At 53.3% G+C, this 25,667-nt stretch carries 21 protein-coding genes; 3 read left to right on the plus strand and 18 right to left on the minus strand.

What is annotated here, in order from left to right:
* Positions 1 to 4: 4 nt before the first annotated feature.
* From rpsD to AYK82_RS09265, 5 genes are all read right to left on the minus strand, one after another.
* Entirely contained in the window at positions 5 to 622 is a 618-nt protein-coding gene (rpsD, locus tag AYK82_RS09245) for a 30S ribosomal protein S4 (protein ID WP_068314470.1), read from the minus strand.
* Between the two features lie 224 nt (positions 623 to 846).
* Positions 847 to 2,274, minus strand: a complete 1,428-nt coding sequence (locus tag AYK82_RS09250; protein ID WP_425272574.1) for an alanine/glycine:cation symporter family protein — start codon at positions 2,272 to 2,274, stop codon at positions 847 to 849.
* 132 nt (positions 2,275 to 2,406) lie between these two features.
* Positions 2,407 to 3,204 (minus strand): glutamate racemase, encoded by a 798-nt coding sequence (gene murI, locus AYK82_RS09255; RefSeq protein ID WP_082733835.1) that lies wholly within the window; start codon positions 3,202 to 3,204, stop codon positions 2,407 to 2,409.
* A 27-nt stretch (positions 3,205 to 3,231) separates the two neighbouring features.
* A complete protein-coding gene (locus tag AYK82_RS09260; protein ID WP_068315630.1) occupies positions 3,232 to 4,020 on the minus strand; it encodes an RNA methyltransferase in 789 nt (262 codons plus the stop codon).
* A 153-nt stretch (positions 4,021 to 4,173) separates the two neighbouring features.
* Positions 4,174 to 5,391: an NADP-dependent isocitrate dehydrogenase gene (locus AYK82_RS09265; RefSeq protein WP_068314475.1), complete on the minus strand. Its 1,218-nt coding sequence runs from the start codon at positions 5,389 to 5,391 to the stop codon at positions 4,174 to 4,176.
* Positions 5,392 to 5,657: 266 nt separating this feature from the next.
* On the opposite strand from AYK82_RS09265, the gene fabF reads away from it, so the two are divergent.
* Positions 5,658 to 6,941 carry a beta-ketoacyl-ACP synthase II gene (gene fabF / locus AYK82_RS09270; RefSeq protein WP_068314478.1) on the plus strand — a complete coding sequence of 428 codons (1,284 nt, stop codon included), beginning with the start codon at positions 5,658 to 5,660 and terminating at the stop codon, positions 6,939 to 6,941.
* Between the two features lie 58 nt (positions 6,942 to 6,999).
* On the opposite strand, the gene AYK82_RS09275 is transcribed toward fabF, so the two are convergent.
* The 9 genes from AYK82_RS09275 to AYK82_RS09315 all read right to left on the minus strand — a co-directional run bounded on the left by AYK82_RS09275 (position 7,000) and on the right by AYK82_RS09315 (position 18,671).
* The gene (locus AYK82_RS09275; protein WP_068314482.1) at positions 7,000 to 7,566 is read right to left on the minus strand and encodes an HdeD family acid-resistance protein; all 567 of its coding nucleotides are present in this window, start codon (positions 7,564 to 7,566) and stop codon (positions 7,000 to 7,002) included.
* A gap of 145 nt (positions 7,567 to 7,711) precedes the next feature.
* Positions 7,712 to 8,905, minus strand: coding sequence for a cyclic nucleotide-gated ion channel (locus tag AYK82_RS09280; RefSeq protein WP_172795222.1), 1,194 nt, complete (start codon positions 8,903 to 8,905; stop codon positions 7,712 to 7,714).
* A gap of 85 nt (positions 8,906 to 8,990) precedes the next feature.
* Positions 8,991 to 11,642 (minus strand): alanine--tRNA ligase, encoded by a 2,652-nt coding sequence (alaS, locus tag AYK82_RS09285; RefSeq protein WP_068314487.1) that lies wholly within the window; start codon positions 11,640 to 11,642, stop codon positions 8,991 to 8,993.
* Between the two features lie 280 nt (positions 11,643 to 11,922).
* Positions 11,923 to 13,047, minus strand: a complete 1,125-nt coding sequence (recA, locus tag AYK82_RS09290) for a recombinase RecA (RefSeq protein WP_208976447.1) — start codon at positions 13,045 to 13,047, stop codon at positions 11,923 to 11,925.
* Between the two features lie 416 nt (positions 13,048 to 13,463).
* Positions 13,464 to 14,381: an ornithine cyclodeaminase family protein gene (locus tag AYK82_RS09295; RefSeq protein ID WP_068314489.1), complete on the minus strand. Its 918-nt coding sequence runs from the start codon at positions 14,379 to 14,381 to the stop codon at positions 13,464 to 13,466.
* A 28-nt stretch (positions 14,382 to 14,409) separates the two neighbouring features.
* Positions 14,410 to 15,435 (minus strand): trans-3-hydroxy-L-proline dehydratase, encoded by a 1,026-nt coding sequence (locus tag AYK82_RS09300; protein WP_068314497.1) that lies wholly within the window; start codon positions 15,433 to 15,435, stop codon positions 14,410 to 14,412.
* 18 nt (positions 15,436 to 15,453) lie between these two features.
* Positions 15,454 to 16,698 carry an NAD(P)/FAD-dependent oxidoreductase gene (locus AYK82_RS09305; protein ID WP_068314499.1) on the minus strand — a complete coding sequence of 415 codons (1,245 nt, stop codon included), beginning with the start codon at positions 16,696 to 16,698 and terminating at the stop codon, positions 15,454 to 15,456.
* Positions 16,699 to 16,770: 72 nt separating this feature from the next.
* Positions 16,771 to 17,721 (minus strand): 4-hydroxyproline epimerase, encoded by a 951-nt coding sequence (locus AYK82_RS09310; protein ID WP_068314501.1) that lies wholly within the window; start codon positions 17,719 to 17,721, stop codon positions 16,771 to 16,773.
* Entirely contained in the window at positions 17,712 to 18,671 is a 960-nt protein-coding gene (locus AYK82_RS09315; protein WP_068314504.1) for a dihydrodipicolinate synthase family protein, read from the minus strand. The genes AYK82_RS09310 and AYK82_RS09315 overlap by 10 nt, the downstream gene beginning before the upstream one ends.
* Positions 18,672 to 18,872: 201 nt before the next feature.
* On the opposite strand from AYK82_RS09315, the gene AYK82_RS09320 reads away from it, so the two are divergent.
* On the plus strand, positions 18,873 to 19,532 hold the full coding sequence (locus AYK82_RS09320) for a GntR family transcriptional regulator (protein WP_068314508.1): 660 nt from the start codon (positions 18,873 to 18,875) through the stop codon (positions 19,530 to 19,532).
* An 87-nt stretch (positions 19,533 to 19,619) separates the two neighbouring features.
* Here the strand turns inward: AYK82_RS09320 and AYK82_RS09325 are convergent, their stop codons facing one another.
* The 4 genes from AYK82_RS09325 to AYK82_RS09340 form a co-directional block, all read right to left on the minus strand.
* Positions 19,620 to 20,909, minus strand: coding sequence for a TRAP transporter large permease (locus AYK82_RS09325; RefSeq protein WP_068314511.1), 1,290 nt, complete (start codon positions 20,907 to 20,909; stop codon positions 19,620 to 19,622).
* Complete coding sequence (locus AYK82_RS09330) at positions 20,906 to 21,502, minus strand: TRAP transporter small permease (RefSeq protein ID WP_082733836.1); 597 nt, start codon at positions 21,500 to 21,502, stop codon at positions 20,906 to 20,908. The genes AYK82_RS09325 and AYK82_RS09330 overlap by 4 nt, the downstream gene beginning before the upstream one ends.
* A 74-nt stretch (positions 21,503 to 21,576) precedes the next feature.
* The gene (gene dctP / locus AYK82_RS09335) at positions 21,577 to 22,587 is read right to left on the minus strand and encodes a TRAP transporter substrate-binding protein DctP (RefSeq protein WP_068314514.1); all 1,011 of its coding nucleotides are present in this window, start codon (positions 22,585 to 22,587) and stop codon (positions 21,577 to 21,579) included.
* A 417-nt stretch (positions 22,588 to 23,004) separates the two neighbouring features.
* Positions 23,005 to 24,594, minus strand: a complete 1,590-nt coding sequence (locus AYK82_RS09340) for an aldehyde dehydrogenase (NADP(+)) (protein ID WP_068314517.1) — start codon at positions 24,592 to 24,594, stop codon at positions 23,005 to 23,007.
* 120 nt (positions 24,595 to 24,714) lie between these two features.
* On the opposite strand from AYK82_RS09340, the gene AYK82_RS09345 reads away from it, so the two are divergent.
* Complete coding sequence (locus AYK82_RS09345; protein ID WP_068314520.1) at positions 24,715 to 25,587, plus strand: LysR substrate-binding domain-containing protein; 873 nt, start codon at positions 24,715 to 24,717, stop codon at positions 25,585 to 25,587.
* The last annotated feature ends 80 nt before the right edge of the window (positions 25,588 to 25,667 follow it).

Here is a 25,667-nt window from a genome sequence, read left to right on the forward strand (position 1 = left end):
TCTATTAACGAGAATAGAATTCGATAACCAGATTTGGTTCCATCTGAACTGGATAAGGAACATCCGCGAAAGAAGGTACGCGGTTGTAAGTTGCAGTCAGTTTGTTGCTGTCAACGTCGATGTAATCAGGCACATCACGCTCAGCAGACTGAACAGCTTCCAGAACAATCGCCAGCTGCTTGGATTTTTCACGAACTTCGATAACGTCGCCCGGCTTGACCATGTAGCTGCCTACGTTTACGCGACGACCATTCACATTCACGTGACCGTGGTTGATGAACTGACGTGCTGCAAAAACGGTAGGAACGAATTTTGCGCGGTACACAATAGCGTCGAGACGGCACTCCAACAGACCGATCAGGTTTTCGGAGGTATCGCCGCGCATGCGGGAAGCTTCCTTGTAAACCTTCAGGAACTGTTTCTCGGAGATGTTGCCGTAGTAGCCTTTCAGCTTCTGTTTGGCGCGCAGCTGCACACCAAAGTCGGACAGCTTGCCTTTACGGCGCTGACCGTGCTGACCTGGGCCGTATTCGCGGCGGTTAGCTGGGCTCTTAGGACGACCCCAGATGTTTTCGCCCATACGGCGGTCAATTTTATACTTGGCACTTTGACGCTTAGACATCGCAGTTTCCTTGTGTGTGTTTGTTCGTTTAAGGAAACGCGCCCTCCTTGTTCCCTCAGCCAGCATTTGGCCGAAAGACCGACAGAAAATCACCAAACTGCGCCTGGGATCTTCTCGGGTGCGTAGAAAAGCCAAGGGCCCCTAGAAGGAGCCCTCAGCCATCAACAATGGTTCCTAGTCAAAGCCCTTGCCAGAGTCAACCAAAATCACGGCGCGCCACTCGCTCATTTCCCCTCAGAGCCCCAGATATCGCGCTCCACCCCCTTTGCCAGCTGCGGATGCGCTTCCAGTTTAAATTCCGGAACCTGCCCGGCCTTGCGCTGCGCCAAATAATCGCGCGTCAACAGCACCACTTTGGGCGACAGCCACACAATGGCCACCAGATTGATCGTTGCCATCAGCCCCATCGCCGCATCGGCTGCGTTAAACACTGTTGCCACACTCTGAACAGAACCCCATAGAACCATGGCAAGGGCCAGCAAGCGTAGCACCAGCACCCCCGGTTTCCAGCCATGCTCCAGAAACAGCATCGCATTTTCGGCATAAGAGTAATTGGCAACAATCGTAGTAAAGGCAAAGAACAGGATCGCCACTGCAACAAAATAGGTACCAGCAACACCAATCTGATCGGCTGCGGCCGCCTGCGTTAACGCAGTTCCGGTGAGCGCCCCGCCCACCTCGTAAACACCAGATAGCATGATCAACAGCGCCGTCGCCGTACATACCACAATCGTATCGATAAACACGCCCAACGCCTGCACAAAGCCTTGGCTCGCCGGATGATGCGGATCAGGCACCGCACACGCTGCGATATTCGGCGCAGATCCCATCCCAGCCTCGTTGGAGAACAGCCCGCGCCGTATGCCATTCATCAGCGCCGCCATGACGCCCCCGGCAACGCCGCCTGCCGCTTCCTGCCAACCAAAGGCCTGCGCAACAATAGTGTAAAGCAGCTCAGGCACCACTGTGATATTCGCCAAAACCACGTAAAGCACCACAAGCAGATACACCCCGGCCATAACCGGCACCACCTTCTCGGCAAAATGCGCAATGCCACGCACACCGCCAAAAATAACAATGCCTGCACCCAGTACCAACGCTGCACCGCTCATCAGCTCTGGCACCCCGAAGGCCTCCTGCATCGCCGCAGCTATCGAGTTGGACTGCACCGCATTAAACACCAGACCAAAGGTAAAAATCAAAACGACCGCAAAGACATGCCCCATAATCGGCATGTTGAGGCCCCTTGCCATATAATGGGCTGGACCGCCGCGAAACTGTCCCTCTTCATCCCGATATTTGTATAGCTGCGCCAACGCGCTTTCCGCATACGCCGTTGACATGCCAACCAGCGCAACCACCCACATCCAGAAAATTGCCCCCGGCCCCCCAAGGGTCAGTGCCAGCGCCACTCCCGCGATATTGCCTGTGCCAACGCGGGACGCCAGCGAGGTGCACAACGCCTGAAACGGGCTAATTCCTTCACGGTCTTCCCGAGCCCCGCTAAACAACACCTTGAAGCACTCACCAAAATGTCGAAACTGAAGAAAGCCCAACCGCACAGTAAAATAGACGCCCACCGCTAACAGGCCATAAACAAGTATATAGCTCCAGAACAGAGTGTTTAAATAACCGATGACTGTATCAACCACACGCGCCTCCAAAATCATACCACTTGCATATGACCTAACGGAAACAAACAATTACAACAAGGATCAGCCGCTCAGCTAAGTTGTTATCCTGTTAAAACGCAATGGGAAAACCAAACGCGACCAGCGCTGTGGCTAGACGCTACGCAAAAACACCGTATCGGCGCAAGTTGAAACAGCGCCACCTGCGAGCACACTGCGCAAGCGCCGTGCGATTGCCGCTGCCGGGTCGATAAACTGCACCGGCCATGGCGCGACTTCGCGCAACTCGTCAAGCAGCAGCGGATAATGTGTGCAACCAAGCACGACAACATCGGTGCGCCGTCGCCCCTCGCAAACAAAACAAGGCGCAATTTCATCGCTCAGCACCGTAAGGTCCACATGCCGCCCGGCCAGCTTGTCTTCAGCCAGTTGCGCCAAACGCCGCGCCCCCACAAGCTTGACGTGGCTCTTGCCCGCAAACTCGGCAATCAACGCAGCGGTGTATTCCCGCGCCGCGGTGCCCGGCGTCGCCAGAACCCCAATCAAGCCGCTACGTGTCGCCGCCGCCGCCGGTTTAATCGCCGGGACCGTGCCCACAACCGGCACCGTAAGCGCAGCGCGCAGCTGTGGCAGCACAATGGTCGACGCCGTATTACATGCCACCACAACCGCACTGACATGCCAATCCTTCGCCAAACGCACCAGTAGCCTGACCAAGTGTTCTCGCAACGCCGCCTCATCCCAATCTCCATAGGGGAAGGCATGCGCATCGGCGAGATAGAGCAGCCCCACCTCTGGCAGCGCCTTGCGCACTTCACGCAGCACGCTCAGCCCGCCCATGCCACTGTCTGCAAGCAGCACACGCCTCGATAGGTCTGGTAAGGTGCCACTGCCATCCGCTGCAACAGGCCGAAAAGTCGGCAGTTCACCCCCAAAAATCGCTAGGCTCATGCAGCAAACCCCAACCCAATACTTGGCTTATCCGTCCCTTTTACGGCCATACTTTTCAAAGCAAGCCACAACGCCGCGCATAATCCGCACCTCGTTGCCCGTAAGTCCCGCCTTTTGAAAAATGTTGCGCAATCGCCGTACCGTCACCGGTTTTTTCTCCAGCGGGCGGAAGAAGCCCCGCACCTCAAGCGCCTCTTCAAGATGTTTGAACATATAGCCGATTTCGGCTTGTGTCGCTGGCTCCGCGTCATAATCATCCAGCGTAAACGGCAGCAAACCCGCCGTCGCTTGTCGCCGCCACTCATAGGCACAAACCAGCACCGCCTGAGCAATATTGAGTGAAGCATAGGTAGGATCAACCGGCAGCGTGACTATTTTGTTTGCCAGCGCCACTTCGTCATTATTGAGCCCCCAACGCTCGCGGCCAAACATATAGCCCACTTTGTCGCCGCGCTGCTGGCTGCTAACGACTGCCTCTTGCGCCGCCACATCAGGCCCCACAACTGGCTTGGGAATATCGCGGCTGCGCGCTGTTGTGGCGAACACCAATTGCAAATCTGCCAGCGCCTCTTCGACACTGTCAAAAACCTTGGCGCTGTCAATCACATGATGCGCCCGGCTGGAGGCAGAACGCGCCTTCTCGCTCGGCCAGCCATCACGCGGGTTTACAATTCGCAAATCGTTCAGGCCAAAATTCGCCATCGCCCGCGCCACCATGCCGATATTCTCGCCAAGCTGCGGCTCGCATAGGATTACAGCTGGCGGGCAGGCTTCGCCGCGCTCCACTGCGTCGTCTTGTTGCTGAATATTCTCCATGTTGCGCGTCTTACTCCATTTGCGAAAGCAAAGAAAGGCCCGTAAAGCCACAGGCCCCGCCTTTGCACCAAGGCATTGCAGGCGCAGGCAACGACAAACAAAAAGGGGCACCCCACTTGGGGCGCCCCTTTTTAAATGCATCGTCAGAAAACCTTAGGCGACAGCCATAGCCTTCTGAAGGTTCTCGTCAACCTTGTCGAGGAAGCCGGTGGTTGTCAGCCATTTCTGGTCCGGGCCAACCAGCAAGGCCAGATCTTTGGTCATGAAGCCGCTTTCAACAGTCTCGATGCATACGCGCTCAAGTGTTTCAGCAAATGCCTTCAGTTCAGCGTTGTCATCCAGCTTGGCACGGTGCGCCAGACCGCGGGTCCATGCGAAGATAGAAGCGATGGAGTTGGTGGAGGTCTCTTCACCCTTTTGGTGCTGACGGTAGTGACGGGTCACGGTGCCGTGTGCTGCTTCTGCTTCAACGGTTTTGCCATCTGGTGACATCAGCACAGAAGTCATCAGGCCAAGGGAACCAAAGCCCTGTGCAACGGTGTCGGACTGTACGTCACCATCGTAGTTCTTACAGGCCCAAACATAACCACCGGACCACTTCATGGAGGCAGCTACCATGTCATCAATCAAGCGGTGCTCGTACCAGATCTTTTCAGCTTCGAATTTCTCTTTGAATTCGGCGTCGTAGATTTCCTGGAAGATATCCTTGAAGCGACCATCGTAAGCTTTCAAGATGGTGTTCTTGGTGGACAGGTAGCACGGCACCTTGCGGCCCAATGCGTAGTTCATGGAAGCGCGGGCAAAATCACGGATGGAATCATCCAGATTGTACATCGCCATCGCAATACCGGAGGAAGGTGCGTCAAACACTTCGTGCTCGATCTCGGTACCATCATCGCCAACAAACTTAACAGTGAGCTTGCCCTTGCCCGGGAACTTGAAATCGGTCGCGCGGTACTGATCGCCAAATGCGTGACGGCCAACGATGATCGGTTGGGTCCAGCCCGGCACCAAACGCGGAACGTTGGACATGATGATAGGCTCGCGGAAGATCACGCCGCCCAGAATGTTGCGGATGGTACCGTTTGGCGAGCGGTACATACGCTTCAAGCCAAATTCTTCAACACGCGCTTCATCAGGGGTGATCGTCGCACATTTCACGCCCACGCCATGTTCTTTAATGGCATTTGCAGCATCAACGGTGATCTGATCATCGGTGGCATCACGCGCTTCGACACCCAAATCGAAATATTTCAGGTCGATGTCCAGATAAGGGTGAATCAGCTTATCCTTGATGAGTTTCCAGATGATGCGTGTCATCTCGTCGCCGTCGAGTTCGACGACAGGATTGGCGACCTTAATCTTAGCCATAAAGTGGACCTTTCAAGTTGCAGTAGATGCAGGGCAGCACCTGCGTTTGTCAGTTTGTATACCGGTGTGCGCAATTTGTGTCTAGTGAGAAAATTATCTGTGTCTGCGCTTTTTGCTCAAGCCGAATTCCACGACAAGCTCCCGAGCGTATTTCTCACTAAAATCAAGCCATGCGAATTTACATCAGATTCCTCTGGATTTGACAGAAGAGTTTTTACCTCGTTTAAATGTTCGTGCCTTTCACGGGACAACAGCGGGTGATGTTAATGCGGCGCGTAGTGGTGACAGGAATGGGCGCGGTCTCGCCGTTGGGTGTCGGGGTCGAGCGGTTTTGGAATAATCTGGTCAACTCCAAAAGCGGCATCCGCCGCGTTGATCGCTTTAATCCTGAAGGCTTCGCCTGTCAGGTCGCGGCACAAGTTCCGAGCGTTGAGGAAGACCCAGAAGGTGGCTTCGACCCTTTGGTTGCAATGCCCACCAAAGAGGTAAAACGCGTTGATCTGTTTATCCGCTATGCGCTGGTAGCCGCAAAAGAAGCGATTGAACAAGCAGGCTGGCAACCACATAAGGACACAGCCCGGCAACGCACCGCCACAATCATTGCAAGTGGTGTTGGGGGCCTGACCACCATGACCTCCGCCACCAAGCACGTGGAAGCAAACGGGCCCAGACGCTTGTCCCCCTTCATCGTCCCCTCGTTTCTTGCCAATCTGGCAGCGGGCCAAGTTTCCATCACCCACGGCTTCAAAGGCCCTCTTGGCACACCGGTGACCGCTTGCGCCGCCAGCGTCCAAGCACTCGGAGATGCAGCCCGCCTGATTAGAGCCGACGAAGCCGACGTTGCCGTCGCAGGCGGTGCTGAAGCCAGCATCGATCCGGTTTCCTTTGCCGGTTTTTCCGCCGCGCGAGCGCTTTCCAGCAGCTATAATGATACACCATCAGCTGCATCCCGCCCGTTTGACAAAGCTCGCGATGGCTTCGTTATGGGGGAAGGTGCCGCCATTTTGCTGCTTGAAGAACGCCAACACGCCATCGAGCGCGGCGCCGAGATTATCTGTGAGCTTAGCGGATATGGCACCAGTGCAGATGCCCATCACGTTACAGCCGGTCCAGAAGATGGCAGCGGCGCACTGCAAGCAATGCAACTCGCACTCGCTCAATCCTCACTATCACCTGAGGCGATTGGCTATGTTAACGCACACAGCACATCAACACCGCTGGGTGATTTGGCGGAGCTGGCAGCACTAACCCGCCTGTTTCCAACCCGTGGTAAAACACTTGCGGTATCTTCAACGAAGTCTGCCACAGGGCATCTGCTGGGAGCCACCGGTGCTCTAGAAGCAATCGCAGCAATCAAAGCACTAACAACCGGGACACTCCCCCCCACACTCAACCTTCAAGATCCAGAAGTATCCGCAGGCAATATGCCTATAGAGTTCGATCTGGTGCCAGAAAGTGCCGTCAAGCGCGAGCTTTCCCATGTCATGAGCAATGGCTTTGGCTTCGGAGGCGTGAACGCGGCTATTGTGTTCTCTTCCACCCATCCATAACATGAAAGCACTTGCGGTAGCGCAAACCCCTACCTGCCTCTGCTCCAATCTCTTGTATTTAACTGGCCTTGCCCGCAATCCCGATAGCCAGATAGCTCCAGCCATTTATGATGATAGAGATGCCGGCAAGTGTGCCAAGAACCCAATCCGCGGACAAGGGAAAACCATAGAAAATGCAAATTCCGGCACCAAGAGAAACAAGCCCGGCAAATAAGACCCACCCCCAGCCATCACGGGGTCGCAAAGCAAACGAAAGCATCAATTGCGAAACACCCTGCGCCACAAAAATCGAGGCAACAACAAGCGTCAACGCGACCGTACCGATAACCGGGTGGTAGAAAATCAGCGCACCGCCCACGATGGCGATCAGTCCCAGCAAGACCTGCCAAACAACACCCTTCCATCCCTTAACTGAAAAGGCGTGCCAAAGCTGAACAACGCCCACGGCAATCAAACAACTTGCAATGACAAAGGTTACCGCAAAAGTTGAAGCCAAAGGCATCGCAACGACAAACATACCGCCAATAATCATCAAAATCCCGAGCAGCAGGAATTTGCCCCATCCCTGTTGCACTTGGCTTGAAACCTTGATGTGTTCTTCTGATCCGGCACTGGATGCGGTCATCACATTTCCCCTTAAACGCAGCAGCTGAGACATTAGTTCTGGGACAACCTTAATCGCTTAAGCGCCAGCGCAGAATTCTCAAGTTCTGGGAACAAGAGGCAAACGGGTAAAATGCGCACCCCTTCTTTCAAGGGGTGCCTGTCACCTAATCCGCACCATCGTGCTTTTCCATTGTTCTTTGTTTCTCTTGAGCAGCCGCCGCGCGCGCAGCCTCCCGAATTCTCTCGGCTGTTTCAGGCTTGCGGCGCAAAAAACTCCGGAGAACATTTAGGTCAAGCACCAGCAATCGGCACTGCTCTATCGCTGTAGCTTCACGCTTGCAAACCCCTTTGCCGCTAAGCTCTAAAGCACCAAAATGGTCGCCACTGCCAATCTCTAGCTCCCCTTCATCGTCGCTCAATCGAACGCGTCCGCTAGAAATAATATACATGCTATGCGCAGGGTCGCCGCGATGCACAATCCTCTCACCTTCGTAGGCCTCCTGCGAGCGTAGTATCTGGGAGATCTCCTTGATCTCATGGGCACTCAATTTCTGGAACATTGGGATTTCAGCAACCATTGACCAACTAACCACAAAATCCCGTGCGCCAATCTCACGCACAAAGGCCGTGCCAATAATGCCAACAGGCAAAGCAAAGAGACAATAACCGACCAACATCATTAAGCTAGCCAAAGCCTTGCCGATCACGGACACCGGAACGACATCGCCGTAACCCACAGTCGTTAATGTCGCAAAGGCCCACCACATGGATCTTGGGATACTGCCAAATGCCTCTGGCTGAACGTGCCGTTCTACGCTGAACATAAGTGTTGCAGCTAACAGGATACATCCCAAAATAATTACAAGGCTGGCAATGATAGCGTTTCTCTCGACAACCACAGCATTGGTCAAGGATCTAAGCGCTGGTGAATAACGTACGATTTTTAAAAACCGCAATAATCGGAGGAATAGGATCGCAGTAAAATCACTACTTGGTAGGAGAGGCAACAAAACCAAAGGAAGCGCCGCCAGCAGATCGACTAGAGCAAGTGGCTGAAGCACAAAAAACAACCGAGACTTAAGCGGCCCATGGCGTGCGCTTTGAGGATGTAAATTACACACCCAAACACGGCAAACATACTCGACAAGAAAAACCCAGCCGGAGGCAAAATTTACCAGCAGTAAAAGAAAACCACTTTCTGCCCTAATCTTCGGGTCACTTTGCAAGATAGCGGCAGTTACATTTAACAGGATTAACACCACAAGGACACGCCCCGTTACCCTTGCTGTTCGGCTCCTCGCAGGATCTGCTTCAAGTGATGCAAATACAGTTTGCTTTATCTTTTGATAGAGTCGCATAAGCTTGCCCGTCATATTCGAGCCAACTCTACATCATCAGATACAAACAAAACAAAAAAGGGAGAGCAACGCTCTCCCTTTCTCATCAGATATTATTCAGGTGATCACGGATGGCCGCAATTGCCTCATCTGCCTTAGAAGCGTCCGGGCCTCCTGCCTGCGCCATATCAGGGCGCCCGCCCCCGCCGCGTCCGCCAAGAGCCGCTGATCCGAGGCGTACCAGATCAACCGCGCTGACTTTATCACTGCAATCTTTGGTCACACCAACAACAATCGCCGCTTTGCCATCATCCCCGCTGTTAATCAAAACCACGACGCCGTTCTCAAGATTTGCCTTTGCCTCATCAGCCAAACCCTTAAGATCTTTCGGATTCAAACCATCAGTTACTTTGGCAAAAAAGTTAAATGTACCGAGTTCTTCCGCTTTCTGCTCACCAGAAGTTCCACCACCAAGCGCAAGCTGTTTTTTTGCATTTGCTAACTCTCGCTCCAGCTTGCGTCGCTCGTCCAACAGTGCAGCTATCCGTGCAGGCACATCCTCTGCAGCGACTTTTAGTACACCTGATGTCTGACGCATCAACGCGTCTTGCCGAGCCAAGTAGGTGCGCGCTGCATCCCCAGTCAACGCTTCTAGCCGCCGAATACCAGCAGCAACAGCACCTTCATTCACAACCGTTACAAGACCAATATCGCCGGTTCGAGAAACATGGGTGCCCCCGCAAAGCTCCACGGAATAGGCTTTGCTTCCCCCATCCAGAGCCTGTCCCATGCTAACCACACGAACCTCATCGCCATATTTTTCGCCAAACAACGCAGTTGCCCCACTCTCAATGGCGTCATCAACCGCCATCAACCGAGTTTCAACCTCCGCATTTTGAAGTACGACCTCGTTCGCCAATTCTTCTACACGCTTGACATCTTCGTCACTCAATGGCTTTGGATGTGAAAAGTCAAAGCGCAACCGCTCAGACATCACGAGAGATCCTTTCTGTGCGACATGGTCTCCAAGCGTCGAGCGCAGTGCTTCATGCAGCAAATGTGTCGCTGAATGGTTGGAACGTATTGCCGAACGACGAGAATGATCGATAGCCATCTCGATTGGATTGCCCAGATGAATTGACCCCTCGGTCACAGCCAGCGCATGCACAAACACACCCTCTGCCTTCTTCTGAGTGTTGGTTACAATCGCTTCAAAGCCTTCACCAGTAATCTTTCCGGTATCGCCCACCTGACCCCCGGATTCTCCGTAAAACGGAGTTTGATTCACCACTAGGAAACCTTCTTCTCCCTTACTCAGCGATGTAACCACGGCGCCATCCTTAACCAATGCTGAAACGACACCTTCTGCCTTCTCGGTTTCATAGCCAAGGAATTCGGTCACCCCGACTTTCTCCTTGATCCCAAACCAGATTGCGTCTGTAGCAGCATCGCCAGAACCTGTCCAAGCTGCACGAGCCTCGGCTTTCTGACGCTCCATCGCCCTATTAAAGGCATCAGTATCTACGTTGATGTTCTTCGCGCGCAGTGCATCCTGCGTCAGATCAAGTGGGAAACCGTAGGTGTCATACAGCTTGAAAGCAGTCTCCCCGTCTAATTGCTTGCTATCTCCAAGCTCCTCAACTGCGGTATCCAGCAATCCAAGGCCTCGCTCTAGCGTTTTAATAAAACGCTTTTCTTCAAGCAGAATTGTCTCTTCTATCAATTTTTCTGCTCGTACCAACTCTGGAAATGCGCGACCCATTTCCCGCACTAAAATGGGTAGCATTTTGTAAATAATCGGATCCCGTGCCCCAAGCAGATTCGCATGTCGCATCGCCCGACGCATGATACGGCGCAGCACATAACCACGCCCCTCATTCGAAGGCAGTACACCATCTGCAATCAAGAAAGACATCGATCGCAAGTGATCAGCAATAACCCTGTGGCTTGACCCGGCTTTTCCGCCAGCCTCAACGCCGGTTAAGTTCTCGGAGGACGCTATCAGAGCTTTGAACAGGTCAATGTCATAGTTATCGTGCACACCTTGCATGAGGGCTGCAAATCGCTCCAACCCCATACCTGTATCAATCGAGGGCCGCGGCAGATCGAGACGCTCATTCGCAGTTTGCTCATACTGCATGAAGACGAGATTCCAAATCTCGATAAAGCGGTCCCCGTCTTCCTCAGGAGAGCCAGGAGGACCACCCCAGATGTGCTCACCATGATCGTAAAAAATTTCCGAACAAGGGCCACAAGGGCCTGTATCTCCCATGGACCAAAAGTTATCAGAGGTCGGGATACGAATTATCTTTTCATCCGCAAAACCAGTCAGCTTTTTCCATATAGAAAAAGCCTCGTCATCCTCTGAATAAACTGTGACCAGCAGTTTGTCTTTTGGGAGGCAGTACTCTTTTGTAAGCAAATTCCAAGCAAGCTCGATAGCCTGTTCTTTAAAGTAATCGCCAAACGAGAAGTTGCCGAGCATTTCAAAGAATGTATGGTGACGGGCTGTATACCCCACATTGTCTAGATCATTGTGCTTGCCGCCAGCACGCACGCACTTCTGTGATGATGTAGCACGTACGTAGTCACGCTTTTCAACACCCGTAAACACATTCTTAAACGGAACCATGCCCGCGTTGGTAAACATCAACGTCGGATCGTTGCGCGGAACCAATGGGCTAGATGGCACAATTTCATGTCCATGCTTTGCAAAGTAGTCGAGGAACGCCGACCGAATCTCGTTTACACCACTCATAGATACTCGTTTCCAAATTACCGAAAGGAAGTTTTCTTCCTGTTCGCTTGTCCTGTAGTTGCTCTTGTCAGCGTTTTATCCTTTGAAAAATGCAGTGTCTATCTGCAAACGTCGATTTTCTTTGGTTCCAAGCGAAAACAAACACCTGCAACTCACACGTAACCTTAGAACACAGAGAAACCCCGCCTCGCCGCTTTGTGACCGGCAATTGATCTAATTAGGACGCGTTCGTCTTTCTTTCAGATAAATTAAAGGCGAGAGATACTCCCTCGCCCATAGTCTACGCTAATGCTTTATTTGCTCCACGCCGCGTACGTGTTGCGGGAGCCGCTTCCGGCTTTGGTTCAGGCGCCGCCGCCGCTTCGGGATCATCAAGTGTTGCAGCTATCAGACCAGCACCTTGCCTAATTGCTAACTCAATTTCATCTGCGATTTCAGTATTTTCTCTTAGAAACTGCTTAGAGTTTTCTCGCCCCTGTCCCAAGCGCTGAGAGTTGTAAGAGAACCACGCTCCAGACTTCTCAACAATGCCACCTTTGACACCAAGGTCGAGCAGCTCCCCAAGTTTGGAAACACCTTCTCCATACAGAATGTCGAATTCCACCTGTTTAAACGGAGGCGCAAGCTTGTTCTTAACAACCTTTATTCGGGTCTGATTTCCGATCACTTCATCGCGATCCTTAATCGCACCAATTCGGCGGATGTCCAACCTAACACTGGCGTAAAATTTTAGTGCATTTCCGCCAGTTGTTGTCTCTGGCGAACCAAACATCACGCCAATCTTCATGCGAATCTGGTTGATGAAGATAACCATAGTATTGGACTTGGAAATCGACGCAGTGAGTTTGCGTAGGGCCTGACTCATCAACCGCGCTTGCAGACCGGGCAAAGAGTCGCCCATCTCTCCCTCTAGTTCGGCTTTCGGTGTCAGCGCGGCTACAGAATCGATAACCAAAACATCAATTGCGCCCGAACGCACAAGCGTGTCTGCAATCTCAAGTGCCTGTTCACCTGCATCAGGTTGAGAAATCAGCAGATCATCAATGTTAACGCCAAGTTTGCGAGCATAAACTGGATCAAGCGCATGCTCTGCATCGACGAATGCGCATATTCCGCCCTTCTTTTGGGCCTCGGCAACGGTGTGCAGAGCAAGCGTAGTTTTTCCCGACGATTCTGGACCGTAAATCTCGACAATTCTCCCCTTTGGCAATCCTCCAATGCCAAGTGCGATATCAAGCCCGAGACAACCGGTTGAAATCGATTGCACTTCAACAACTTGCCCCTGCCCCATGCGCATGACAGAGCCTTTACCAAAAGCGCGCTCAATCTGAGAGAGCGCGGCTTCCAATGCTTTTGTTTTATCCATATCTTTGCCCTCAACAAGGCGGAGTGAAGTTTGCGACATTGTTCCGCTTCCTTATTTCACGAAGGGCGAAAAAATTAAAGCTCACAATTCATGTACCTATTTTGTTCACATTTCGCAACCCTGTTTTCTTACGATCGACAATTGAAGGGTTGTATACTTGATCTCCATTTGTTCCATTAAACAACGAAACGCAGACGGCCTCGGAACATGTTTTAGTAACAAACAGAAAACGCAGGGGGATATCAATGATGCATGACCACAGTAATGATTACCTATCGCGAATACGCGTTCACCGTCATTGGCTCGAATTTGCACTAGGCACTTCGCTGCAAGAGATTAGGTAAGGCAGGACGCATCCGTGCAAAGTAAGGGCAACACCTTTTTCAAACTCCAACAATAAGCCGCAGGAGGGCCTTAGCTGTGCCCATGCCTGCGAACAAAACGTGTTTCAGCGACTAGTCTTCAAAAGCCGCAACGATATGCGCTGCCACCATAAGATCAAGATGTGCCCCACCCCCGTTTTTAAACAGGGTGATCTCATCGTCACTGCGCCGCTGCATCTGTGCAAGGGTATAGTAATCACCAAGCACGTCGCTTTTGCTAATCGCGCCAGAAGCCAGAGGTATTTTCAACTCACCAATATGCTCCAGCGTGGTGTCATAGCTATCCACGAATATGGAAGAGCGCCGCAATGCCGTATCATCCGCCTCGCGCATGTCCGGTCGATACGCCCCGATAAGATCCACATGCTGTCCTGGCTTCAGCCATTCGCCGCGCAGCACCGGTTCCTGCACCATCAATGCACTGGTAATAATATCTGCCTGCCCAACGGCGCCAGCCAAATCGCTCACCGTCTGCGTGTGCGTGTATTTATCGGCAAATTGCTGCGCCCGAGCCTGAGTGCGATTCCACACCAAAAACTCAGCCTTAGGAAACAACGCCTCGTAGGCCTGCCGCAAATTGTGCGCCACCGCCCCAGCGCCCAAGATCAAAATGACACGGCTGTCCTTGCGCGCCAAACGGCTGGCCGCTAGCAAACTGTCTCCAGCTGTTTTCCACTTGGTCACCAAGTGAAAATCAATAAGCGCGCGCAGCTCGCCAGTACAGTCATCATAAAGCGACATAGCCCCGTTAATCGCGGGTTTGCCAAGCGCCGCATTTCCGGGGAAAATCGTCGCCGATTTCACCCCGATGCCGAGCCCATCAATCCACGCTTGCCGTTGCAGCAAAGTATCTTTGCCGCGATAAAGAAAGCTGTCGCTTATCGTCGCTTTTGGCAAGGCATGCCCACGCTCCAGCGCTGCAATAAGCTCCAGCCAATCCAGCTTCTCCTCACCCTCAGCAAAGCCAATCGTGCGAATAGAATTTGTCATTTCGTTTCCATCCCTAGGAAGGCAGCAACTAACAGCCCCAAGTATCTTTTAGCTTATAGCCACCCGGCCACGGGTCGGAAGGATCAAGCATATGTTGATGCGTCCCGGTGATCCAGCCGCGCCCGCTAATCTGCGGAATGATCGCCGCACGATCACTTAGCGCCACTTCCTCGCAAATCTTGCCGCTAAACTGCGAACCAATGATAGAGCTGGCGGTAAACGTATCCCCCACCTGCATCATACCGCGCTTGTGCAGCAGCGCCATGCGCGCTGAAACGGCTGTGCCGGTTGGAGAGCGGTCCACCTTGCCCGGCTGGATAGCCACAGCTGATTTCGCAGTATACCCGCCCTTGATTTTCTGCAGAACGCCAGCAAACAAGCAAAAGGAAATATGCCGCCACTGCGAATTCTCAGGATGCTTGAAGCCAAGCTGTTCATTGGCCGCATTGGTAATACGAACGCCTAGCTGGGCAATATCCCTTGCCTCATGCTCGGCAATGTCAAAGCCAAGCGCCGCAGCATCCACCACCACAAAGCTGTCACCGCCATAAGCCGTATCAACTTGCAAGGAGCCAAGGCCTTCCACCTCCAGCTGGGCATCCAGTTGCCCTGCAAAACTTGGCACATTTTTCACGTTAATGCGCTCTGCCTTGCCATCTCGGCACTCCGCTTCCACATGCACCAGCCCACCCGGCGCTTCCAGCGTAAAGCGCGTCACCGGCTCTTGCATCGGCAAAATACCGCTATCCAGCAGCACAGTTGAAACGCATATGGAGTTAGAACCAGACATAGGCGGCGTATCTTCAGGCTCCATAATTAAGAACGCGGCATCGGCTTCAGGCGATTTCGGCGGCACCAGCAAATTCACATGGCGAAACACCCCGCCCCTTGGCTCATTCAGCACAAAGTTGCGCAAGGTCTGGTCCTTGGCAAGGAAATCTCTCTGTTCCCACAAAGTCTTGCCAGGGGGTGGCAGCACACCACCCACAATCACATCACCTACTTCCCCCTCGGCATGACAAGAAACCACATGAACCGTTTTTGTTGAACGCATTACGAAACTCCCAAAATCCTAAAACCGATCTGCGCGAAACGCATCAATCGAAACCTTTGCCGGACGCTGCGCCACCAAATCCGCAACCAGCTCCGCCGTACCAGCGGATTGCGTCAGCCCCAAATGCCCGTGCCCGAAGGCATAGCAAACCCGCTTACTTGCTTTTGCATAGTCGATCACCGGCAAACTGTCGGGCAATGACGGGCGGAAGCCCATCCACTCTTGCCCCTGCGAACAATCCAGCCCCGGCAAGAATTGCTTTGCTTTGTTCAAAAGCACCTTGGAGCGCTGGAAATTCGGCGGCAAGTCCAATCCACCAAGCTCAACCGCCCCGCCAACACGCACGCCGCCTCCAATTCGAGAAACCACAAATCCATGTCCGCCGAAAGTGAGCTGCGTTTTTACATCAAACGCCCCGGGAGGCAGAGTGGTATTGTAACCGCGCTCGGTTTCCAACGGAATTCGCTCACCCAGCATTCTGGCCACGTGATGCGACCAAGCCCCGCCAGCCACAACCACCCGATCTGCAACCACCTGTTGCCCGGCACAAACAAGTTGCACCCCATTCTCTTGCAGTGCAACCTGCCGCATCTCATCTTGAATAAAGCGCGCTCCCAGCGCGACAGCAGCGCTATATATCCGCTCCGCCCACTTGGCAGGCTCACACACATTCATCCAAGCAGGCGTAAAACCAGCATGGGTAAAACGCGGATCAATGCCAGATTGAATTTCAGCAATGGCCTCAGGCGAAGAGAGCAGATGAAATGCAATGCCGTGTTGCCGCTTCAGCTCCCAAGCAGGCATGCTGGCGCGAAATTGTCTTTCGCCTTCAAACAACTGCAGCTGCCCCTCGCGCTGCATCATACCCTCGCCGTCCACCTGCGCGATTTGTCGCTCCAGCGCGGCTTGGCAAAAACCCATCATCGCGCTTTGTGCCGCCACAGCTGCGCCATAGCGATCTGGCAAGCTGGCCCGCCAAAAACGCAACAGCCAAGGCAGAATTTTAGGGAAATAACGTGGAGGTAAAGAAAGCGGCCCCAGCGGGTCCAGCAGCCATTTCGGCGCTTTGCGCATAATGCCCGGCGTTGCCAGCGGCTCGATATCGGCAAAAGCAAATGCCCCGGCATTGCCTTTGCTGGCCCCTTGCGCCACTCCGCTGCGATCAATCAAAGTGACATGGTAGCCCTCGCGCAACAACTGCAACGCACAGCTTACCCCAATGATGCCAGCCCCCAGCACCACCACATGCTCATCGCATTTCACCCGCGCTCTCCTCCCGAGAAATTCCAATAGATCCCGCGCGCGCACCCTTTAAGCGCGCGCGAAAAAACATTATCAGCTGCCGCGAATGCCGCTTATGTAGGGGTCGTTTGCATCAAACAGCAGTTCGCTTTGTGCTGTCACATATGCAGAGCCCTTCACCGTCGGCAAAACAGCACCAGCCGGAGCACTCTCGCCCTCAGCTGGAACATAGAACAGCTCATAGGTGCTATCGATGATGCTCTCTTGGCGCCAAATCGTATGAGCTGCAAGCAGTCCATCTGCGGCAAGGCATGCCACCTTTGCCGATGTTCCCGTCCCGCAAGGTGAACGGTCATAGGCCCCGCCCGGACACATAACAAAGTTCCGACCGTGATTATGCGCGGATTTCGCCGGGCCAATCAGCTCCACATGGTCTATCTCACCGCCATCCGCGCCGGTGATCCCATTGCTGGCCAATGCCCTGCGGATCTCTAACGACACATGCGCAAGCTCGGGAATCTTCTCGTATTCCAGCGGCACACCGCCATCTTTAGTCAGGAAAAACCAGTTCCCGCCCCATGCCACATCACCGCGCACGGGGCCGACACCCGGGACAACAACAACAATGTCTTTCAAATAGCGATAACTCGGCACATTCACCACAGAGACCGTATTGGTATCATGCAGCTCAACGCTGACCACACCCACTGGCGTTTCAAACCGGTGCACGCCCGGGCCAATACGCCCCAAATGCGCCAAAGTCACCGCCAGACCAATGGTCGCGTGGCCACACATGCCAAGATTTCCAGCGGGATTAAAATAGATTACACCGGTAACGCAATCAGGCGCGTTGGCAGGCACCAGCAGCGCCCCCACAATCGCATCGTGCCCGCGCGGCTCCAACAGCACAGCCTTACAAAAATCGCCATGCTCCTGCTCCAGGCGCAAGGCGCGCTCGGCCAGAGAGCCATCGCCAAGCGATGGCCCCCCTTCCAAAACCAGCCGGGTCGGTTCCCCGGCTGTATGGCTATCGATTACCCGCATACAGCTTTGGTATCCGCCTGCTCGCTCCAGTCAGCGTACCAGTTCTTAAACAGCTGGTACTGCTGCTCAATGTAGTTACGCTGCGCATCACTCAGCGCATCCGTTTCATTGAAGTGCAAAGTGTATTCACGCTCGCCATTCAAAACCATCAGATGTTTGTAGAACAACACCAGATCAGGGCCCTCATCGAAGGAGGAAAGTACGCCAAGCGCCTCTTCCAGTTCCTTGGCCTTTACCCGTGCCAGCGCATTACCGGCAGCCGCCTTCTTGGAAAGATCAACCAGCCGCAACACTTCCTGTGGCAAGGCATTACCGATACCGGTAATCGCGCCAATGGCGCCGCAGTTCACATAGCCATGATAAACATTGGTATCAACACCGATCATCAGTGCAACACTGTCATCTTGCGAGGTGATGTTTTCAGAAGCGTAACGCAAATCCTCAGAGCCGCCAAACTCCTTAAAGCCAATCAGGTTAGGGAATTTTGCTTTCAGCGCGAAGAACAGATCAGCTCGTGTAGCAAAGCCATAGTAAGGGCTATTATAAATAACCGCAGGCAGATCGGGAGCGGCTTCCAAAATAGCGGAGAAGTGGTGCTTTTGAGCAATCAAAGAGGAGCCACGAGACAGCACCCGCGGAATAACCATCAGGCCATGAGCACCAACTTTTTGTGCATGTGCGGCGTGCGCAACAGCCTGCTTAGTGTTCACTGCACCCGTACCAACAATGGTCGGCACACCAGCTTTTACCAGAGCTTCAACCCCAGCCATCCGCTCTTCGTCGGTCAGCAGCGGCCAATCACCCATGGAACCACAATAAACAACGCCAGACATGCCAGCATCAATGAGCTCGCGGCCCTTACGCACCAACGCATCAATGTCAGGTGTGCGATCAGCTTTGCAAGGTGTCATCAAAGCCGGAATACAACCGGCGAACAAAGTGAGATCCATCTTATTCCCCCAAAACTTGGATTAGGACCAAGGCTCTCTCCCCTCGGCCCATATTAAGCTTCCCAGCAGGCCCGCTGAGATATCAAGCATGAATCACTTATATTGCATATTGGATCCAATATGCAATATGAAATCTCTTTGCTTTTTCGCCAATGAGTTGTATCCACCAAAAACATCTTGAATTGGGGAGAGGAATCACCGGTGAACATCGAAAAAGTCGATATTTCCAAATCTGCATCAGCCTCGCAAATTATCTTCGAAGCGCTGCGCAACGCCATTATCGCTGGCGAAATGGAGGTCGGCACACCGTTGCGCCAAGATGAAATCGCCCGCATGTTCAACACCAGTCGAATTCCCGTGCGCGAGGCGATCTCGCGGCTGGAGGAGCACGGCTTGGTCAAATCACAGCGCTACAAAGGCGCAGTGGTCTCCGGGCTTTCCGTGGAAGAAGCAAAAGAGATCTTCCAGTTTCGCATCCTGCTAGAAACAGAGGTCATCCGCCTTTCTGTCCCGCGCATGACCCGCAAGGATGTCGACAACGCTGCCACCGCCTGCGAGGCTTTCGAAAAAGCTACAGATCCGATGCTATGGGGGCCGCTCAACCGCGATTTCCACCTCTCGCTCTACCAAGCCAGCCAACTGGGCTATCATTTGGAAGCCATCACCAATGCCATGGATAAGGTAGATCGCTACTTGCGCGCCCAGCTCATGATGAGTGACGGCATGGCACTGGCAGATAAAGAGCACAAGGCCATCCTCAAGGCCTGCTCCGACAATGATGCCGAACGCGCCGCCCGCCTCACCAGTGAACACCTGCGCGATGCCATGGGCTCGCTACTTACCCACCTTGAAGCGCTCTAGCTCTTCCTGCATCCCGAACAAGTAGAAAGGGCGCCGCCTTCATTGGCCGCGCCCATTTCTTTTTACATAGGATCCCGTCTAACCGGCTTAACCAAGCAGCAGGTTTGGCACCCACAAAGCGAGCTGCGGGATAAAGGTGGTCAACATCAACGTTGGCAACCATGCGAAGACAATAAACAGCAAAGTCGGCTTTAAGATCTCATTCACCGGCACCTCTGTCACCCGCGCACCAAGATAAAGCAGCGGCGCAGTTGGCGGTGTAATGTTTGCCATGCCCAAATTCACCCCAAGCACCGCGGCGAAATGAATTGGGTCCATCCCAACCGACTGCACAATCGGCAACAGCAATGGCGTACACAGCAACAGCCCGGAGATGTCATCCATCAGCATGCCAACAAGGATCATGACCAGATTGACCATCAGCAGAATCACAATCGGATCATCAGAGACCGAATAGATCAACTCCTCGGCAATCGCTGGAATGTCTTCGAAAATCAGGAAGCGGCTAACGATCAACACCATGAAAATCATCGCCATAACCACTCCGATGGTTACGCCGGAATGCAGCATGGTTTCGCGAAACTGCTTCCATGTCATGCCGCGGTAAACGTAAATCGCGATCGGCACCGCATACAGCACGGCAACACCCGCCGCCTCTGTTGGTGTCATCACCCCGCCGTAGATACCACCAAGAATAATGGCGGGCATCATCATTGCCGGAAATGCTTTGATGGAGCGGGTTTTCAGCGCCAAGCCAAAGTTTTCCGGGCGCTTCATCAGTTTGATGTCTTTATGCTTGCGCAGGCAAATCTGGTTCACAATGATCAGCAGTACCACCAAGATGATGCCCGGAATGATGGTGGAAAGGAACGCCCGCAACACCGATTGCTGTGCAACCCAAGCATAAAGAATGTGGGAGGTACTTGGCGGGATCAATAAGCCCAACGGGCTGGAGCACACAAGCAGTGCCGCTGACAATCCGCGCGGATAATTGGCTTTGCGCAGATGCGGCATCATGATCGAGCCAATGCAGATCAAAGTCGCGTTTGCCGCCCCCGCAATAGAACCAAACACACCAGAGGCCAACACCGCTGCAATAGAGAGGCCACCCTTAATATGCCCGATGAACAACTCCGCCATCGCAACCAGTGGCGCCGCGATCTTGCCGCGCTCCATGATGCCACCTGCAATGATAAACAGCGGAATAGCGAGCAGTACAACAGAATCCATGCGCCAATGCCCGGTTGGCAAATAACCCGCCACATCATGACCGCCCATCACCGCCAAAAATGCCAGCACAGCGCCAAACGCCAAATGCACACTCACGCCCAGCAGCAACAAGGTGCAGATGATAAGAATACTACCGAAAATAATCATTTGCCCTTGCCCTCATCTATCAGTGCAATGTCTTCAACTGGCGGATGCTCCAGCTCTTCATGATGATCCGCCCAGCCCGGCCCCTTCCTGATGAGCAGATAGAAATGCAAAATGGCAAAAGCAGTCATGCAGATGTAGCCAACGAAAATACCAAGGCGCGGCACGAGAAACGGAATTTTCAGAGCATTGGTAGTTTGCCAAAGGGGATAGGTGCCAATCTCTTCGGCAATCATCAGATACGCCCAGTAGCACACCAGCAGCAGCACAAGAATCTCGATGGTCTCAACCACCAGCTCACGCCACCAGATCACACGCGGATTTGTTATGAGAAAGCCCAGAATGTCAGCGTTAATATGCGCTTTTTGCGCCGACGCCAAAGCCGCACCGATAAAGAACACCCAGAACGAGGCAGCCATGAGCCACTCTTCATAGGCGAACAAGTTGGCATTAAAGCCATAACGAAACACCACCACAAAGGAAAATGTCAGCGCCATAACTACACCGCCAGCAATCACCAGCGCCTGCATCAGTTTCAGCACCCGTTCCAGCGGCCCCGCGGCTCCGCCCGGCAACTCGTCAGTTAGATTAGTCATTTGTCCCCTACCCCCAAAAGCAAAAGGGGCCAGTCCTTTTATGCATAAGGACTGGCCCACAAGGTTTTCGCTGATTAGTTGGCAGCGGTGATGCGGTCCATCAAGTCCTTGCCAACAGTCTCTGACATTTCAGGCCAGACGTTCTTCTTGACGTGATCAACAATCATCTTGTTCTGCTCTGGGGTATAGCGCAGGATTTCGTAGCCAGCGTCGACCAGCTTCTGTTCAAACTTCGCATCGTTTGCTTTGTTGTAAGCAAAGAAGTCGTCGGAAGCGCGCTGGAAAGCAGCCTTTACAACTTTCTTCTGTTCATCATTCAACTTGTTCCAAGTCTTTTTGGAAGCGTAGTAGAAAGTCTGCTCAGGAATCGCGTTGATCTCGATGTAGTACTTGCCAACATTGGACTTGGCGAAGATGGTGTAGGTTGCTTCTTTGGTGCAGCAAATCGCGCCATCAACGATACCAGACTGCAGCGCAGGGAAGATGTCGCCCCATGCCATGGTGGTTGCCTGATAACCGATGCTTTCAACCATGGACTTCAGCACAGAAGAAGACCAAACGCGGATGTTCATGCCTTTGTCGCCAAGACCGGCAAAATCCTCAGGCTTCTTGTTGGAAACGATACCGGTGAAGCCCTCAGGGTTTGCATTCAGCAGCACAAGACCAAGCTTATCCATGCGCTCGGTAAGCACCTTGATGACTTCTGAATTAGGATCGCGCAGCACGCTCTGCATCTCGTCATAGCTGGAAACGAGGAACGGCGTGGATAGAATGTCAAGCTTCGGGTCCTTATGCGCGTAGATAAAGCCCATGGAAAAATCGATGTTCCCGCGAGCCGTATCTTCCACGAGGCTCTCGCCAGAACCCAACTGGTTCGCAGGGAAAACGGAAACTTTCAAACCCACATCAGCAGCTTCGATCTCTTTTTCGATCTGCTTCATCATGCGGGTGCCTTCATGGTCAACAGGCGCCACACCGGCAAACTTCAAGCGCAAATCAGCTGCAGAAACCGAAGTTGCAAAACCAGCGGCAACAACGCCAAGAACTGCCGCCTGACACACGCGGCCCAAGAACGTAGACTTCATTAGATATCCTCCCAATCTCAAGCGCAGGTCCCCCTTGCAATACTTGAGAAAATTTGAGCTGCACCAAGTCAGATGCGCCCATTCCAAATAACTTGCCTTACGGCAAGCCCCCAAAAGACACCCCCAAAAGCCCCTCCCTTTAAGGACTTTTTCAGCAAATGGCATATCAAACACCATCATTAGTAAATGGATATTGTATCCAATTTAACGGGTATTACTTAGGTACATAAACTCATTCCAAATCGAAGACAATGATAATATCACCCCATCCCACACAAAGTGGAAAACAATACTCTCATTGCATCCAGAACGAGCGGAATTAGCACACAGAAGCACCTCCTGCGCACAAAATTCCTAGAGCAAGGCCCACCGCGGGAAATTGCTCCCCGCAGCAGACGGTAAATTGCAGATAAGTGACTAGCTCAGCTTCTTGTCGCTCAACACCCCGTCAACAAGCCGCATAAGGCCAAGGGGATTATCATCGCGCAGCTCAGCTGGCAGCAACGCCTGCGGTGCCCCTTGGTAGCAAATAGGGCGGACGAAACGATCAATCGCCCGCTCACCCACAGAAGTGGATTGAACACTCGTGCTAGATGGGTACGGCCCACCGTGAGACATGCTGGCACACACCTCAACACCGGTACCAAAGCCATTGTAAATCAAGCGACCAACCTTATCCTGCAACACATTTGCAAGCTCGCCAGCAACCGCCGCATCAGCATCCTCCATGAAGATCGAAGCCGTCAAATGTCCGTGGAAGCTAGCGGCAATTTTGCTCACCTCTGCCTCGTCACGGCACAGCACAACCAATGTTGATGGGCCAAAGATTTCCTCTTGCAGCTCCGCATTAGCTAGGTAATCCGCAGCGGAAACCTGCATCAACATCGGCTGCGCAAAATTGCCAGAAACATCTTGCCCTCTTGCCAGCACTTGAACATCACCCACATCAGCGCGTGCAGCATTCCCCTTATTAAAGCTGCTACAGATATTGCGCGTCAGCATGGCTTGCCCCTGCTGCGCCTCAACACCCTTAACAACTTCGGCTAGGAATGCTTGCCCTGCCACATCGTCCTTCAACACCAGCATGCCCGGATTGGTGCAGAACTGACCCGCGCCAAGCACCATAGCCCCAACGAAGCCCGCAGCGATACTCGCTCCCTTATCTTGCAACGCATGATCACACAGGAAAACAGGGTTGGTAGAGCCAAGCTCGCCAAAGAATGGGATCGGCTCCGGTCGCTGCTGCGCCAAATCATAAAGAGCACGCCCACCAACAACAGAACCGGTGAAACCACCTGCCTTGATTTTCGGGTGCCTCACAAGCGCCGCACCAATTGTCTGCCCTGGCCCGTGCAATAGGCCAAAAGTTCCCGCGGGCACATCACACGCGGCAATCGCCTTCGCAATGCACGCAGCCACCAGCTCAGAAGTTCCCGGATGCGCGGAATGCGCTTTCACAATAACCGGGCACCCAGCTGCCAAAGCCGAAGCCGTATCGCCACCAGCAGTAGAGAACGCCAGCGGGAAGTTGCTGGCTGCAAACACCACGACAGGGCCAAGCGCAATCTGCGTTAGCCTTGTGTCCGGCTTGGGCACCGGCTGCCTCGCCAGATCTGCCTGATCGATAACCGGGCGGCGCCAGTCACCACGACGCAACAAGTTGGAGAACAGACGCAACTGGCCACAGGTGCGACCCAGCTCACCCTTAAGCCGCATTTCCGGCAAACCCGTTTCCTGTTGCCCACGCAGCACAATGTCGTCAGCAGCACCCTCAATTTGTACCGCAATCTCATCAAGAAATGCGGCGCGCTCTACATCACTTAGGCGCGAGTAGGGCAAGAAAGCTATATCAGCAGCCGCGACTGCGCGCTCTACCTCGTCAAGCGAAGCCTCGAAGAACGTACCTGATAGCTCCAAATCGGCCACTGGATCAATAGCCAAAATTTCAGGCGCCCCGGCAGCTGCGACCCACTCTCCCGCGATGAGTTGCTTTCCTGTAAGCTGCATAACTCACTCCCATGTTATCGTTGATATTACGTAACCCATACTCGGAAACACAAGCGCAGACAAAAGAGATTTTTCAGTTTATAGATGAATAAAAGCTCATCTATAGGCGATTCTAGAACAATGCAACTTCCCTCCCTAAACACCTTGCGCACCTTCGAAGCTGCCGCCCGCCACCAGAGCTTTCTACTTGCGGCAGAAGAGCTTAACATTACCCCATCCGCTGTCAGCCATCAGATCCGCCAGCTTGAAAACACACTCACAGTCAAGCTTTTCGAACGCAGCGCGCGTCAAGTAAGCCTAAGCCGAAAAGGCGACCAGTATTACACGCAGGTACAACAGGCTCTGCAAATCCTGTCTCGCGCCACCAGCAGCCTCGCCGGACCAAGCCGTGACCGGCAAATCCGCATGTCCGTTGTCCCGTTTTTCGCCACGCGCTGGCTCATGCCGCGCATAGACAGGTTTCAAGCAGCACACTCAGGCTGGGAGCTCGCTATTCAAACCAGCACACAGCGCTCAGATTTCGACAGGGAGGATCTGGATTTGGTAATCCGCCGCGGTGGAGGCACTTGGCGGGGCCTCTCCAGCACCCTTCTTCTGGAAGAAGAGCTTATCGCCGTCGCGGCCCCGTCCATAGCGAATGGGGCCAACAACCTCACGCAGCTAAAAACCCTCCCGCTGCTATACAATTCGCAGGTGCCAAGCGAATGGCGTGAATGGTTCGCCGCCCTTGGCCAAGAGTTCACCCCCTCAGGAACCCGACTTGAACTGCAGAACAACTCGCAAATACTCGAGGCGTGCGTCACTGGCATCGGCGTCGCCCTGATAGACCGCCAGCTAATTGGTGAAGAGCTTACCCAAGGACGGATTCAGCCAGTTACCCCGCTTAGCGTACGCGGCATGCGCAACTACTTTTTGGCGTACCCCAAAGAGCACGCCAAACGCCCCGCCGTAAAACTCTTTCAATCATGGCTCCAAAACGAGCTTAAGTTATAACGCCCGCGCACCCGGATGACATTCTTGATTCGTGTTTTCCCGCATAGCACCTTGGATTTTCAGGGTTAAGTAGCTTAAAA

Source organism: Polycladidibacter hongkongensis (assembly GCF_001561995.1).
Taxonomy (GTDB): domain Bacteria; phylum Pseudomonadota; class Alphaproteobacteria; order Rhizobiales; family Stappiaceae; genus Pseudovibrio; species Pseudovibrio hongkongensis.